This window comes from Mycobacterium sp. URHB0021, assembly GCF_054057895.1.
The window spans coordinates 7,120,536-7,135,995 of sequence record NZ_JBSRZT010000002.1 but is presented as its reverse complement, the minus strand read 5'-3'; the positions used below and the strand labels follow the sequence as shown (position 1 = coordinate 7,135,995).

11 protein-coding genes are annotated in these 15,460 nt (G+C 68.9%); 10 read left to right on the top strand and 1 reads right to left on the bottom strand.

From position 1 onward, the window contains the following. Positions 1-10 precede the first annotated feature (10 nt). The 6 genes from selA to ACVWWN_RS37045 all read left to right on the top strand — a co-directional run bounded on the left by selA (position 11) and on the right by ACVWWN_RS37045 (position 8,986). Positions 11-1,291, top strand: coding sequence for an L-seryl-tRNA(Sec) selenium transferase (gene selA / locus ACVWWN_RS37070; protein ID WP_457148305.1), 1,281 nt, complete (start codon positions 11-13; stop codon positions 1,289-1,291). Further along, on the top strand, positions 1,279-3,027 hold the full coding sequence (locus ACVWWN_RS37065; protein WP_457148304.1) for a SelB domain-containing protein: 1,749 nt from the start codon (positions 1,279-1,281) through the stop codon (positions 3,025-3,027). The genes selA and ACVWWN_RS37065 overlap by 13 nt, the downstream gene beginning before the upstream one ends. Further along, a complete protein-coding gene (gene fdh, locus ACVWWN_RS37060; RefSeq protein WP_457148303.1) occupies positions 3,009-6,281 on the top strand; it encodes a formate dehydrogenase in 3,273 nt (1,090 codons plus the stop codon). The genes ACVWWN_RS37065 and fdh overlap by 19 nt, the downstream gene beginning before the upstream one ends. Further along, complete coding sequence (locus ACVWWN_RS37055) at positions 6,281-7,180, top strand: 4Fe-4S dicluster domain-containing protein (protein ID WP_457148302.1); 900 nt, start codon at positions 6,281-6,283, stop codon at positions 7,178-7,180. Before fdh ends, ACVWWN_RS37055 begins: the two co-directional genes overlap by 1 nt. After that, positions 7,177-8,151 carry an NrfD/PsrC family molybdoenzyme membrane anchor subunit gene (gene nrfD / locus ACVWWN_RS37050; RefSeq protein ID WP_457148301.1) on the top strand — a complete coding sequence of 325 codons (975 nt, stop codon included), beginning with the start codon at positions 7,177-7,179 and terminating at the stop codon, positions 8,149-8,151. The genes ACVWWN_RS37055 and nrfD overlap by 4 nt, the downstream gene beginning before the upstream one ends. A 148-nt stretch (positions 8,152-8,299) precedes the next feature. Beyond that, complete coding sequence (locus ACVWWN_RS37045) at positions 8,300-8,986, top strand: DsbA family oxidoreductase (RefSeq protein WP_457148300.1); 687 nt, start codon at positions 8,300-8,302, stop codon at positions 8,984-8,986. 2 nt (positions 8,987-8,988) lie between these two features. Here the strand turns inward: ACVWWN_RS37045 and ACVWWN_RS37040 are convergent, their stop codons facing one another. Continuing rightward, entirely contained in the window at positions 8,989-10,626 is a 1,638-nt protein-coding gene (locus tag ACVWWN_RS37040; RefSeq protein ID WP_457148299.1) for an APC family permease, read from the bottom strand. Between ACVWWN_RS37040 and ACVWWN_RS37035 the strand changes: the two genes are divergently transcribed. The 4 genes from ACVWWN_RS37035 to ACVWWN_RS37020 all read left to right on the top strand — a co-directional run bounded on the left by ACVWWN_RS37035 (position 10,588) and on the right by ACVWWN_RS37020 (position 15,452). Continuing rightward, positions 10,588-11,751: an ROK family protein gene (locus ACVWWN_RS37035; protein ID WP_457148298.1), complete on the top strand. Its 1,164-nt coding sequence runs from the start codon at positions 10,588-10,590 to the stop codon at positions 11,749-11,751. The genes ACVWWN_RS37040 and ACVWWN_RS37035 overlap by 39 nt on opposite strands. Before the next feature lie 61 nt (positions 11,752-11,812). Beyond that, positions 11,813-12,592: a glucosamine-6-phosphate deaminase gene (gene nagB / locus ACVWWN_RS37030; RefSeq protein ID WP_457148297.1), complete on the top strand. Its 780-nt coding sequence runs from the start codon at positions 11,813-11,815 to the stop codon at positions 12,590-12,592. Between the two features lie 253 nt (positions 12,593-12,845). After that, positions 12,846-13,268, top strand: coding sequence for a hypothetical protein (locus ACVWWN_RS37025; protein WP_457148296.1), 423 nt, complete (start codon positions 12,846-12,848; stop codon positions 13,266-13,268). 168 nt (positions 13,269-13,436) lie between these two features. Beyond that, complete coding sequence (locus tag ACVWWN_RS37020) at positions 13,437-15,452, top strand: MFS transporter (protein WP_457148295.1); 2,016 nt, start codon at positions 13,437-13,439, stop codon at positions 15,450-15,452. Positions 15,453-15,460: the final 8 nt, after the last annotated feature.

Below are 15,460 nucleotides of genomic sequence, written 5' to 3'. Positions count from 1 at the left end.
CCCTGTCGCCATGACCGATCCCCGACGGCACGTGCCGCGCACCGATGCGCTGCTCGCCGATCCGCGTCTCGCCGGGGCCGCACGGGTCCTCGGCCGAACGTTGGTGAAATCCGTCGTCGCCCAGGCGCAACAGCGGGCCCGCGCCGGGGAGATCGAGCCCGGCCAGGTAGCCGAGTACGCTCTGGCCGCGCTTCCGGCCGGCGCCGCAAGCCTGCGACCGGTGATCAACGCAACCGGCGTCGTCGTGCACACCAACCTGGGCCGCGCGCCGCTCTCGAAAGCCGCGCTGGACGCGGTGGTCACCGCCGGCGGGGCCACCGACGTGGAGTTCGACCTGGAGAGCGGACGCCGTGCCCGCCGCGGTCGAGGTGCGCTGGCGGCGCTGGCCGCGGCGGTGCCCACGGCCGGCGGCGTGCATGTCGTCAACAACAACGCCGCAGCGCTGCTGCTGGCCGCGATGACCCTGGCGCCCGGCAAGGAGATCGTCATCAGCCGAGGCGAGCTGATCGAGATCGGCGACGGGTTCCGGCTCCCCGAGCTGATGGCGTCGACCGGCTCGCGAATCCGCGAGGTCGGCACCACCAACCGCACCCACCTGCGCGATTACCAGGACGCGATCGGGCCGGACACCGGGTTCCTGCTCAAGGTCCATCCGTCGAACTACCAGGTCACCGGGTTCACTTCGGCAGTCCCGGTCGCCGAGCTGGCGGGGCTGGGGATGCCGCTCGTCGTCGACATCGGCTCCGGCCTGCTGACCCCGCACCCGCTGCTTCCCGACGAGCCCGACGCGACGACCGTGCTGCGCGCCGGCGCCGACCTGGTGGCGGCCAGCGGCGACAAACTCCTGGGCGGGCCGCAGGCGGGCCTGCTGTTCGGCGACGCCGGCCTGATCGAGCGGCTGCGCCGGCATCCCGCAGCGCGTGCGCTACGCGTCGACAAGCTGACCCTCGCCGCGCTGGAAGCCACGCTGGTCGGCCCGCCGCCGCCGGTGGCCCAGGCGTTGGCGGCCGACGTCGCCGACCTGCGGAAGCGTGCCGGGCAGCTCGCCCAGCAGATCCCGGACGCGCAGGCGGTCGACTGCATCGCCGCCGTCGGCGGGGGCGGCGCCCCGGACGTTCGGCTGCCCAGCGCCGCGGTCAGCCTGCCCGAGTCCTACGCCGCCCCGCTGCGCACCGGGATCCGCGCGGTGGTCGGGCGTCTGGAGGGCGGCCGATGCCTTCTCGACCTGCGCACGGTCGCCCCCGAAGACGACGAGAAGCTGCTGGACGCGGTGAAGGCATGTATGTCGTAGCCACCGCCGGGCACGTCGATCACGGCAAGTCCACGCTCGTGCATCGGCTCACCGGGATGTGGCCCGACCGGCTGGCCGAAGAACAGCGCCGTGGGCTGACGATCGACCTCGGCTTCGCCTGGACCGAGATAGCCGGGCGGGAGCTCGCGTTCGTCGACGTGCCGGGGCACGAAAAGTTCGTCGCGAACATGCTCGCGGGCGTTGGGGCAGTGCCTCAAGAAAGTCCGGTGATGTTCGTCGTCGCCGCGACCGAGGGGTGGATGCCGCAGTCCGAGGAGCACCTCGCGGCGCTGACCGCTCTCGGTGTCCGGCACGTGATGGTCGTGATCAGCAAGGCCGACCTGGCCGACCCCGGACCGGCCGCCGCGCAATTGAGCGAGCGGCTGCCCGGCGCGCAGGTTGTGCTCGGCACCGACCTGGACGCGGTGCGCGCCGCACTGGTGACCCTGGTCGACGAGCTGCCGGAACCGGACCGCGGCGGCGACGTGCGCCTGTGGGTGGACCGGTCCTTCACCGTCCGCGGCGCGGGCACCGTCGTCACCGGGACGCTCGCCTCGGGCACCATCCGGGTCGGCGACGAACTCGAACACGACGGGCGCCGGACGAGGGTGCGCGCCCTGCAGTCGCTCGAGCGTGACCGGGCCGAGGTCGCCGCGGTGGCGCGCGTCGCGGTGAACCTGCGCGGGATCGACCACCGGAACATCAGCCGTGGTGACACCGTCCGCACACCGGGCGCGTGGCTGCAGACGGCCGAGATCGACGTCGGGCTGCGGGCGGCCGGCGAACTGCACCGTCAGCTCGTGCTGCACATCGGGTCCGCCGCGGTACCCGTGCACGTGCGTCCGCTCGGGCCGGCCGCGGCGCGGTTGCGGCTCATGCGGCCGCTGCCGTTGCGCATCGGCGACATCGGGTTGCTGCGTGACGCCGGAGAACACCGCATCGCCGCGGGCATCGAGGTGCTCGACGTGTGTCCGCCCCGGCTGCGTCGGCGCGGCGCAGCCCGGGAGCGGGCCGAGGAGCTGGCCACGGGCCGGGTGCGGCCGCCGGTGTGTGGGCGGGTCGATGACTTGCGCGCCATGGGCTTTCAGGTGTCCGGGCAGCGGGTCGGCAACTGGGTCGTGGACACCGACTGGTGGACCCGTCGGCGCGAGCAAATGTTGACAGCCGTCCAGCGGTGGTCCGCCGACCACGACGTCGCGGCGGGTATGCCGCTGGAGACGCTGCGCCGGCTGGCCGAACTGCCCGCCGCCGAGTTGGTGGTGCCGCTGCTGGAGGGCACCGGGCTCGAGGTGGCCGACGGTGTGGTCCGGCCGCCGGGAACCGGGCTGCCCGAACGCGTCGACCAGGCGATCCGCACGGTCGAGAAGCGGCTGGCCGCCGAGCCGTTCCGCGCCCCGGAGGCCGATGACCTCGCCCGGCTCGGGCTCGGCGCGCAGGAGCTCGCCGCAGCGGTCCGCATCGGCCGCCTGACCCGGATCGCCGACGGTGTGGTGCTCGGCGCCGACGCTTTGGACCGGGCGGCGGCGATCCTGAAGACGCTGCCCCAGCCGTTCACGGTCAGTGAGGCGCGTCGCGCGCTGGGAACCACCCGGCGGGTCGCGGTGCCGTTGCTGGAACAGCTTGACGCGCGCCGGATCACCCGTCGGTGCGAGGACAGCAAGCGTCAGGTGGTTGGATCAGACCCGAGCGGGGTAGAAGCCGAGCAGAAGGGACGCCGATGGACTTCAAGAAGTTGATCGAGTCGTGGCCGGTCTACCGTCAGCTCACCGGCGACGACCCACTCGGTCGTGGGCAGGCCGCCCAGTCGAAGCGATCCTTCACCTTGACGCCGCGCACCGCCGAGGCCGACAGCGTCGCACACTCCGTCTGCCCCTTCTGTGCGGTCGGCTGCGCGCAGAAGGTGTACGTCAAAGACGGCAAGGTCGTCCAGATCGAGGGCAATCCCGACAGCCCGATCTCCCGAGGTCGCCTGTGTCCCAAGGGTTCTGCGAGCAAGCAGCTGGTGACGGGGCCGCAGCGGCTGACCAAGGTGCGCTACCGCGCGCCCTATGCCACCGAATGGCAGGACATCGACCTCGACACGGCGATGCAGATGGTCGCCGACCGCGTCCTCGACGCCAGGGGCAAGGCGTGGCAGCAGTTCGACGCCGACCGCAACACGCTGCGCCGCACCATGGGCATCGCGAGCCTCGGCGGAGCGACGCTGGACAACGAAGAGAACTATCTGATCAAGAAGCTGTTCACCGCGCTGGGCGCGCTGCAGATCGAGAACCAAGCCCGTATTTGACACAGCGCCACGGTTCCCGGTCTGGGAGCCTCCTTCGGTCGCGGCGGGGCGACGTCTTATCAGGAAGATCTCGTCAATTCGGACTTCATCGTCATCATGGGCTCGAACATGGCCGAGGCCCATCCGGTCGGGTTCCAGTGGGTGATGGAGGCCAAGGCGCGGGGCACCGAGATCGTGCACATCGACCCGCGGTTCACCCGCACGAGCGCGGTGGCCAACCGCCATGTGCCGCTGCGCGCGGGCAGTGACATCGTGTTCCTGGGCGGGGTGATCAACTACATCCTGTCCAACGAGCTGGACTTCCGGGAGTACGTCAGCGCCTACACCAACGCGTCGTTCCTCGTCGACGAAAGGTTCCGGGACACCGAGGATCTCGACGGGTTGTTCAGCGGCTACGACGACGAGTCGGCGTCCTACGACCCGTCGACCTGGCACTACCGGTCGACGAACCCGGCGAACGCCGGGGCGGGCGCCCAGGAGCGGGCCGCGCCGGATCAGCACGGGTCCGGGGGCGCGCCGATCGAGGGCGCTGCCGGTGACATTCCGGCGGACCCGACACTGCAGGACCCGAGCTGCGTGTATCAGATCCTCAAGCGGCACTACGCCCGCTACACCCCGGAGATGGTGGAGCGGATCTGCGGCGTGCCGGCCGAGGAGTTCCTCGCGGTCGCGAAGGCGTGGACAGAGAACTCCGGCCGGGAGCGCACCACGGCCCTGGTGTACAGCGTGGGGTGGACGCAGCACTCGGTGGGAGCGCAGTACATCCGCGCCGGGGCGATCATCCAACTGCTGCTGGGCAACATGGGTCGCCCGGGCGGCGGGGTGATGGCACTGCGCGGGCACGCCAGCATCCAGGGGTCGACCGACGTGCCGACGCTGTTCAACCTGCTGCCCGGATATCTCGCGATGCCGAAGGCGGGCGACGCCACGCTGGCGGACTACCTCGGGCGCATCACGAGCGTGAACCAGAAAGGCTTCTGGCACAACGCGGATACCTACATGGTCTCGCTGCTGAAGGAGTACTGGGGCGAGCACGCCACCGCGGAGAACGACTACTGCTTCGACTACCTGCCGCGGATCAACGGCGACCACGGCACGTACCGCACCGTGATGGACATGGTCGACGGCGGCAAGGTCTTCGGCTACTTCCTGCTGGGCCAGAATCCGGCGGTCGGCTCGGCGCACGGGCGGCTGCAGCGGCTGGGCATGGCCAACCTCGATTGGCTGGTGGTGCGGGACCTCGTCGAGATCGAGAGCGCGTCGTTCTGGAAGAACAGCCCCGAGATCGAGACCGGGGAGATCACGCCGGAGAGCTGTCGCACCGAGGTGTTCCTGTTCCCCGCCGCGTCGCATGTGGAGAAGGCCGGCACGTTCACGCAGACGCAGCGGATGCTGCAGTGGCGGGAGAAGGCGGTCGAGCCGCCCGGCGACGCCCGCTCGGAGCTGTGGTTCTTCTACCACTTGGGTCGCATCCTGCGGGAGAAGCTCGCGGAGTCGACCGATGAGCGGGACCGCCCGCTGCTCGAGCTGTCGTGGGACTACGAGATGGAGGACGACGGCGACGAGCCGTCCGGCGCGGACGTGCTGCGCCGCATCAACGGCGTCGACCTGACGACGGGACGAGCGGTCGAAAACTACATGTCGCTCAAGGCGGACGGCTCGACGATGTGCGGCTGCTGGATCTACAGCGGTGTGTATGCCGACGACGTGAACCAGGCGGCGAGGCGCGAACCGGGCGGCGGGCAGAGCCCCACTGATTCAGAGTGGGGCTGGACCTGGCCGATGAACCGGCGGGTCCTCTACAACCGGGCCTCGGCGGATCCGGAGGGCCGGCCGTGGAGCGAGCGTAAGAAACTCGTCTGGTGGGATGCCGAGACGGGTGAGTGGACGGGCCACGACGTGCCGGACTTCGAGAAGAAGAAGCCACCGGACTACCGGCCGCCCGAGGGTGCCGTGGGTGTGGCGGCGCTGCGCGGGGACGACCCGTTCATCATGCAGGCCGACGGCAAGGGCTGGCTGTTCGCGCCCAATGGCGTGCTCGACGGTCCGCTGCCGACGCACTACGAGCCGCACGAGTCGCCGGTGCGCAACACCATGTACGCGCAGCAAGGCAATCCCACACGGAAGGTCTACGGGCGCAAGGACAATCCGTCGAACCCGTCACCGCCGGAGGCGCATGGCGCGGTGTTCCCGTACGTCTTCACGGCGGCGCGACTCACCGAGCACCACACGGCCGGCGGGATGAGCAGGCAGTTGCCGTATCTGGCCGAGCTGCAGCCGGGACTGTTCGTCGAGGTGTCGCCGCAGCTGGCCGCCGAGCGGGGATTGACCCACATGGAGTGGGCGCATGTGATCACCAGCCGCACGGCGGTCGACGCGCGGGTGTTCGTCACCGACCGGATGCGACCCCTTCGAATCGAAGACCATGTGGTGCACCAGATTTGGATGCCGTATCACTGGGGCGGCAACGGGCTGGTCGACGGTGACGTGGTGAACGATCTGCTGGGGGTCGTCCTCGACCCGAACGTGTTCATCCAGGAGAGCAAGGTTGCGACATGTGACATCCAGCCGGGCCGGCGGCCGCGAGGGCCGGCGCTGTTGGACTACATCGCCGCGTACCGTGACCGCGCGGGCATCACGGCGGACACCGGAACCCGGCTGCACACCACCGGGTCGTCCACGCTGCACACGGAGGAGGGCTGATGGCCGGCAACAGCTTCTACGGTCCCCTGGAGGACCCGGCGGGTGACGCGGGTTATACCGAACATCCTTCGCGGGTCGGGTTTTTCACCGATACGTCGGTCTGCATCGGCTGCAAGGCGTGCGAGGTGGCGTGCAAGGAGTGGAACGGGGTTCCTGACGACGGGTTCAACCTGCTGGGGACGTCGTTCGACAACACGGGGTCGTTGAGCGCGAACACCTGGCGCCACGTCGCGTTCATCGAACAGCCCGCGCCGGAACGGGCCGAACCGGTCGATCTGGGGATGCCCGAGCTTTCGCGCCCGGGGGACGCGACGGGCCTGGAGACGCGAACGGATTTCCGGTGGCTGATGAGCAGCGATGTGTGCAAGCACTGCACGCACGCGGGCTGCCTGGACGTGTGCCCGACGGGCGCGCTGTTCCGTACCGAATTCGGCACCGTGGTTGTGCAGCAAGACATTTGCAACGGGTGCGGATACTGCGTGTCGGGGTGTCCGTACGGGGTGATCGAACGGCGCGAGGGCGACGGGCGGGCCTGGAAGTGCACGCTGTGCTACGACCGTCTGCACGACGGGCTGGAGCCGGCGTGTGCGAAGGCATGCCCGACCGACTCGATCCAGTTCGGGGTGTTGGACGAACTGCGGGAGCGGGCGGCGCAGCGCGTCGAGGTGTTGCATTCCCGCGGCGTGACCGAGGCGCGGTTATACGGCCACGACCCCAATGACGGTGTCGGCGGCGACGGCGCGTTCTTCCTGCTGCTCGACGAGCCGGAGGTGTACGGCCTGCCGCCCGATCCGGTGGTGCCGACGCGAGACGCGGGCGTGATGTGGAGGTTCGCCGGTATCGCGGCGTCGGCGTTCGTCGGCATCGCGGTGTCGGCGTTCATGGGGCGGCGGAGATGAGCCGCGGCCGCGGCGGCAGAGAAGAACTGGCGGTGCCGCCGGCGGACTTCCGGTCGTATTACGGCAAGCCGATCCTGAAGACGCCGGCATGGAACTGGATGATCGCGGCGTACCTGTTTCTGGGTGGACTGTCGGCGGGGTCCGCGATGCTGGGCGCCGGGGCGGATTTGACAAGTCGCCCGGGGCTGCGGCGGGTGAGCCGGGTCGGGGCGCTGGCGAGCATCCTGGGCAGCCTGTACTTCCTGATCGCCGACCTGGGCCGGCCGGAGCGGTTCCATCACATGCTGCGGGTGGCCAAGCCGAGCTCGCCGATGAGCATGGGCACGTGGCTGCTGACGGTGTACGGACCGGGAGCGGGCCTGGCGGCGGCGGCGGAGTTGCTGCCGCGCCGGTTGCGCAGGACGTGGCTGGGTCGGCTGATGGGCTGGGCGGCCCGCCCGGCCGGGTTGTGGGCGGCGGTGACGGCGCCGGGGGTGGCGTCGTACACGGCAGTTCTGCTGTCGCAGACGGCGGTTCCGGCGTGGCGGGACGCGCACCCGTATCTGCCGTTCGTGTTCACCGGATCGGCGGCGGCGAGCGGTGGTGGACTGGGAATGCTGCTCGCACCGGTGTCGGAGTCGGGTCCGGCGCGGCGGATGGCGGTCGCGGGCGCCGCGTTGGAGGTGGCGGCGTCGCGGGTGTTGGAGCAGCGGCTCGGGGTGAGCGCGCAGGCCTATACGACGGGGAAGGCTCACCGGCTTCGGCACTGGTCGGAGCTGTTGACGGTCGGCGGCGCCGTCGGCGCGGTCGTGGGGCGTCACAGCCGTGCGGTGTCGGTCGCCTCGGGCGCGGCCCTGCTGGCGGGCAGCGCGCTGCAGCGGTTCGGCGTGTTCGAGGCGGGCGTGGTGTCGACGCAGGACCCGAAGTACGTCGTGGTGCCGCAGCGGGAACGCCTGGACGCGGGCCGGCCGACCTCGAGTGTCCACCTCTGAGCGACAGAGTCGCTCAGAGCGACAATGTCGCTCGGAGGTGGACAACTCACTTGGCGGGTGAAGCTGCGGGAGGAACGGCCACTGCCCTGCCGGTTTGTTCGAATGCGATCGGTCGTTTGACACCCATCAGCCAGGGAACCCGGACCGCATGAAGATGGCAGTTCGTCCCGGAACCGTAGTGGTCTTCGCCGACGTGGTCTGTGGCTGGGCGACGGTGGCGTTGCACCGCTTCTATCAGGCGCGCGAGCGTCTCGGCCTGACCGATGCCGTGCGTGTCGACCATCAGCTTTTTCTCCTGGAAGATGTGAACCGATTCCCGATCCCGAAGCGCTTCCTCGACAGCGAGATCCCGGTGGTGGGCAGGCTGGCACCGGACTTCGGCTGGAAACCGTGGCAGGGCGATGCCTCGACCTGGCCGATCACATCGTTGCTCGCCAACGAGGCCGTGCATGCGGCAAAACGACAGTCGGCATCTGCGGCGGAGGAGTTGGACATGGCCCTGCGGCATGCGTTCTTCACTGAGAGCAGGCCGATTTCGCTGCTGCACGAAATCGTCGACGTCGCCGGTGGATGTGAAAGTGTCGATGCGGACGCGCTGCGTCGCGACCTGGACGATGGGACCGCGCGCGCCGAGATGATGCGCGGCTACCGCAGGCATGCCGATGATGTGCAGGGCAGTCCGCATTTCTTCCTCGCCGACGGATTCGACGTGCACAACCCGGGCATCGAGTTGCATTGGGAGGGTGACCCGGGCGCCGGTTTTCCGGTGGTCGACCAGGATGATCCGTCGGTAGTCGACAAGCTCGTCGAGAGGGCGGCCTATCTCCGCGGGTAGACCTAGACCGAGCCGTCGACCGGACCGTTGAGGAAAGCCTCCTTGACCTCCTTCGGCCCGAACGGCCAGGTGTGCTCGGCCTTGGCGTAGATGAGGAACGCGATGACGCCGATCGCGATCCAGCCCAGAGACAGCCCGATCGACAGCCAGGTGGCGGAGACATAGATGTAGACCCAGCCGACCAGCGCGATGATCGTCGGCACCGGGTAGAGCCATTGACGGTACGGGCGTTCGAGATTCGGCTGCCGGCGGCGCAGCACGACGATCGCGGCGACCTGGGCCAGCGACTGGATGATGACCAGCGTCGCGACCGCTGCGTTGATGATCGTGGTCAGCGTGAACAGCGAGCCGATGATGGTGATCGCGCCCATGGTCAACACACCCGCGGTGGGCAGGTGCAGCCTCGGATGCAGCCGAGCGAACACCGGCAGGAAGACCTTGTCGCGGGCCGCCTCGTAGGGAACGCGGGACCCGCCGAGCAGGCCGGCGAACACCGAACCGATGGCCGCCACGACGATCAGGACGGTGATGGCCCGCGCGGTGCCGGACCCCCATGCCTGTTCGAGCACCGTCGAGGCGACGGACGTGGCGTTCTTCAACTCGTCCAAGGGAATCGAGCCAAGCACGCCGACCTGCAGCAGGAAGTACAGGCTCATGATGCCGAGGATCGAGAGCACGATGGAGCGCGGGATGGTGCGGCCCGGGTCGCGCACCTCGCCACCGAGGTAGGCGGTGGTGTTGTAGCCGAGATAGTCGTAGATCGCGATGATCAGGCCCGCGCCGAGGCCGGCCCAGAACGAGCCGCCGCTGAAGCTGAAGGCGCCCGGGGTGAAGGCAAAGGCCTGTGCGGTGCTGAAGTGTGAGAAGGCGGCGACGATCGTGCTGAGCACCGCGGCCAACATGACGACGAACAGCACGGTGGTGAGGTTGCCGATCTGACCGATCTTGCGGAACAGCGCCACCATGATCACCAGCACGATCGCGATCCCGATGATCTTGCCCAGCGCGGTGTTGCCGGCGTCGTCGGTCACACCGGGGACCAGGTACCCGAGATACTGGATCAGGCCGATGATGCCGGTGGACATGATCAGCGGAATGAAAAGCACTGCGCTCCAGACGAAAAGGAACGGCATCAGGCGTCCGGTCCGGTACTGGAAGGCTTCGCGCAGGTAGATGTAGGTGCCGCCGGCGCCGGGCATGGCGGCCCCGAGTTCGGCCCAGATGAGGCCGTCGGCGAGCGCGAGGATCGCGCCGATGATCCAGCCGAACATCGCCTCCGGGCCGCCGATGGTGGCGACCATGGCGGGGATCGTGACGAACGGCCCGATGCCGCACATCTGCGTCATGTTGATCGCGGTGGCCTGGATCGGGCCGATCCTGCGCTCGAGGGCGGGCTGCGGGGACATCGCGGCACCGGACGATCCGGGGCTGAGGGATGGTGAACTCACGACGTACCTCCATACTTTGTTAGGAAAGTTTCTTAACATAAATCTGGCGGGTGTGAAACCCTCCCCTGTAAATTTCCTGCAACGGGAACGGAGACGGACACGGTGGTGGGTCAGGCGGCGCCGCAGGCGGGAACGCCGGCGAGCATGCGCGCGTTGAACCAGCGGCTGGTGCTGAACCGGCTCCGCGACCATGGCGAGGCGACCAGGCCCCAGATCGCGGTCGACACCGGATTGTCGAAACCGACGGTCGGGCAAGCGCTTCTGGATCTGGAACAGCACGGTCTGGTACGGGCGAGCGGGCGGAGCGCGCCCCGCCCGGGACGGGCCGCGGTCATCTACCGCACCGCGCCGGACGCGGGCCATATCGTCGGTGTCGACGTCGGTCGGCGTATCATCCACGTCGCGGTGGCCGACCTGGACGGGACCATCGTCACGCGCCTGGAACAGCCGAACCGGAGTCGCTCGGGGACCATGCTGTTGCGCAGCGTGGGCGAGACCGTCGAACGCGCCATCGCGGACGCCGAGCTGGCGGCCGACGACATCGTGGTGACGGTGCTCGGGACCCCGGGCATCCCCGACGCGGCCACCGGCACGATGTACCGGGCGCCGAATCTGCCCGGGTGGGAACGCCGCGGCCTGCTGCAGGAGCTGGTCACGACGCTCGGCGCGGACGGCTCCGAGGTGATCGTGGAGAACGACGCGAATCTCTGCGCGGTCGGTGAGCACGCGCACGGCGCGGCGCGGGGTGTCGACATGGTGGCGTGTTTGACCGTCGGCACCGGCATCGGAATGGGCATCTTGGTCAACGGCAAGCTCTTCCGCGGTGCGCACGGGGCGGCGGGAGAAATCGCGGACCTGCCGTACGGCCGGGTACCGGCGGGGGTGACGGCGCATCGGCCGGGTCCGGTGGAGGTGGTGGCCGCGGCCCAAGCGGTGGTGTCGGCGGCGCATGCGGCCGGTCTGAGCCACGCATCGACGGCCAAGGACGTGTTCGACTCGGCGCGCGGCGGGGACAAGCGCGCGTTGCGTGTGGTCGCGGAGGAGGCGTCGAAGCTGGCCCACGTCGTGGCGGTGGCGACGGCCGTCCTCGATCCAGGTCTGATCGTCCTGGCCGGGGGAATCGGCGGCAACGCCGACCTGTTGGCCAGTCCGATGCATCGTGAGCTCGCCGAAACCATTCCGGTCGTGCCGGAGATCGTGGGCGGGCATCTGGGGGAGGACGCGGTCCTCGTCGGTGCGATCGCCACGGCCATGGACACGGCGTGGGATCTGGTGTTCGAGCGCCGCGTCCTGGGCCGCTCTGCAAGCGAGGCGTAGTCCGGTGCGTTGGACCTGTTGAGTCTCGACCGAATGCCGTCCGTACGACAGAAAGTGATCGATGGAAATCGTCATCAGAGAGCACGAACAGGAGTGCGGCGTCACCGTCGCCGACATCTTCGAGCAGGCCGTGCGCGCGGGCGCGACGACGATCGGGCTGGCGACGGGCTCGTCGCCGCTGTCGGTGTATCGGGAGCTGATTCGCCGGCACCGAGAAGAGGGCCTGAGCTTCAGCGGGATGCAGGCATTTCTGTTGGACGAGTATGTGGGGTTGCCGCCGGAAGTTCCGCAGTCCTACGCGAATGTCATCCGGGCGGAGTTCACCGATCACATCGACATCGACTCCGACCGGGTGCACGGCCCGGACGGATTCGCCGAGGATATCTTCGCTGCCGCAGAGGATTACGACGAGTTCATCAAGAAGGCGGGTCCCGTCGGGGTTCAGCTGTTGGGCATCGGCGGCAACGGGCACATCGGGTTCAACGAGCCCGGCTCGTCGCTCGGGTCACGCACGCGGGTCAAGACGTTGACCGAGCAGACCAGGCAGGACAACGCTCGGTTCTTCGCGAGTGTGGACGCGGTGCCGCGCCATGTCATCACACAGGGGCTGGGCACGATCAGTTCGGCCCGGCACCTCGTGCTGATCGCGACGGGGGCGCACAAGGCGGAGGCGGTTGCCGCGGCCGTCGAGGGCCCGCTCACGGCCAGCTGCCCGGCGTCGGTCTTGCAGTTGCATCCGCACGTCACCGTCGTCGTCGACGAGGCGGCGGCGACACGACTCGACAATGCCGACTTCTATCGGTACGCGCTGAAGCACCGGCCGCCGCAGCAGAGGTACTGAGCGTATTCGTGGGTGCCTGTGCGGGCGCTAAATTTTTGCGAAGAAAGCGCCTCACTAATGTGAACGTGGCCTGAATGTCGGTGCGGAAACGCCTGGAATACGGGCTTTTTCGAAGCTGTCGTACAGGCGGCGGTCAGTGACGCCGATAAACTGACATCGACGGTTGAGCCCACAGCCTGGATGCGGATGGTGCGGATTACCGGTCCCACCAACGCATCAATCTGGAGTGACTTCAACAGATCGGTGCCGACATATGATCGCCCTTCCCGCGCAGCCTCGCAGTCCCTTCGGCTATGTCATCGCCTGCCATGGTGCAGTCATCCGAGCTCAACTCAGCGGTGTCGCGACCTTGGTCAGCGTCACCGGAGGCCGCACCACCCAATGGGACGACGTGGTGGTCGCCCACCTGCGCCGATTCACCAAACTGGACCGGCCGCTGATTCTCGACGTGAGCGGCGCAGACGGCGCGCAGCGTGGACTGCTCCGCAACCTGGTCGCGACGGTTGAAAGAGGCTGCGACGCAAAGGGAAACCACCTGGTGCTGGTGGCCGAGCCGGTGCAGCGACGCGCCCTCGACCTTCGAGATCGGACACTCATCACATCCTCTGTCGGGGAGGCGCTGCAACGTATCGCGGGCTTGGTCCGAACAGGCCGTAATCGGCCGATTATCGCGTAGTCGCGCCGCGTCGAGAGAGAAGCGGATCCTGGCAATTCGCTGTACGGGAATAAAATCAGCCGCGCCGAAGTTGGAGCCCCGCGTGCCCAGACTCGTCCACATGAGCAATCGTCCGGGTGCGGCGTGGCGCCGCCGAACGGACCCGACAGTCATCCACAGGCACGGCTGATGCGCCAGGGACCCCTCGCCGGAAGGTATCCGGCAGTGGCCGCGATGGTCACTTTTGCATTGATTCCCTATCTAGCGTTGTCGGCGGCGCTCGACCCGCTGGTGCCCGTCATTTCCGCGGACCTGCACATGTCGGCCCAGGCGATGAGCCTGAGCTCCGGTCTGGGCAATGCGGCGTATGCGGTGGGTACGGTTCTCGCGGTCCAGTTCGCCCAGCACCTGCCGCAGCGCAGGATGATGCTCGGCTACGCGGTGCTGTTGGTCGTGGGGTCGGTGCTCGCCGCGGCAGCACAGAATGCGGGCATGTTCGTCGGCGGGCACGTGCTGCAGGGGTTGGCGACGAGCATGCTGTTGATCGCCGCCGCACCACCGCTGACCATCGGCTTCCCCAGGGACAAACTTCGCAACACCGCGGTGATCATGAACATGTGCGTCTTCGGGGCGGTCGCGCTGGGCCCGTTCATCGGAGGTGTGCAGGCAGAGGCGCATGCGTGGCGGCCGCTGTTCTGGATCGTCGCCGGGATCGCGTTGGTGGCGCTGATCCTCGCGACGCTGACGTTCGACGACGCCCCGCCGGCCGATCGCGACGCGCCCCGTGACCTGTGGGCCATCGCATTGGCGATGGTCGGGTGTACCGCCGCCTTCGTCGGCGCGGCCCAACTCACCAGCCACGGCTTCGGAGACGCGGCGGCCATCGGCCCCATGCTCGGCGGGCTCGCGCTGATCGTGGTGCTCGTCATCTACCAGTTCCGGGCCCGGCGTCCGCTGCTGACCATCCGCACGATGATGACCAGCGCGATCCCCGTCGCCGGGGTCGGCGTGGCGCTGTTCGCGGCGGCCGCCTCGGTCGCGGCGACGGCACTGACGGCCAACGTGCTGCTGCAGAGCTACAGCCCGGTCCAGGTCGGACTGCTCTACCTCCCCGAACTGGGGGGCGCCGTCGTGATGGCCTTCGTGTTCGGATTCGTCATCTCGCGCCGCGCGATGCACTACCTGCCGCTGGCCGGGATGGCGCTGCTGGCGGCCGGCATCGTCGTGTTCTGGTTCGCCCTCCCGGCGAATCAGCCGCTGGCGTTGGTCGGCTCGGCATTGACGGGGTTGGCGTTGGGAGCCACGGTCGCGCCGGCACTGTTCGTCGCGGGCTTCTCGCTGGAGTCGGGCAGCCTGCAGCGGGTGTTCGCGATCATCGAGCTGTTGCGGGCGGTGGCCGCGTTCATGGTCGCGCCGATCCTCGCCCATGTCGCCGATGCGTTGCCCGGTGACCTGAATGCGGGCACGGGCATCACGCTGTGGATCGGCTTCGGGCTGGCGGTCGGCGGCGCCATCTTCGGGGTGGCGATCTACGCGCTCAGCGGAGCCCGACCCCAAAAACCCGACCTCGACGAGTTTCTCGACGGGGATTCCCCTGCCTGGTACTCACCGCCCCTGCTGGCGAGGATCCGGCCGGGCCTGCCCGCGCGGGTCGCCGCGATCGATCATGCTGAGGTGATGACGACGCCGGCCCACGAACTTGCGGCGATGTCCGCCGGACCGGTGGTCTTCGCCTACGACGGGTCCGAACGCGCGGCGGGTGCGATCAGACAAGCCGCAGCCCAGCTGGCGCCGGGGCGATGCGCGCTGGTGGTCTGCGTGTGGCAGCCCGTCGACGTCGGATTCACGCCGATCGACGCGACGCACTTCGACGCCGACAAGGCCGGTCAGGTACGGCAGGCGGCTGAGAGGACCGCCGCCCACGGTGCGTCGCTGGCCGTTGGCGCCGGATTCCGGGCGGAGTGCATGGCGGTGGAGGCGGTGCCGACGTGGAAGGGCATCGTGGCGGCCGCCGACGAACACGACGCAAGCCTGATCGTGCTCGGACCGCACCGCCGCAGCGGGCTGCTCGGGCACCTGCAGGGCAGCGTGGCGGCCGCGGTCATCGCACACTCCATGATTCCCGTCATGGTCATCCCCGAGCGATCGAGGCCCGCTGAGCCCGCGGCGTCGATGGCGCCTGTCCGCGAGGGCTCATCGCGGTAGCGTGGCCA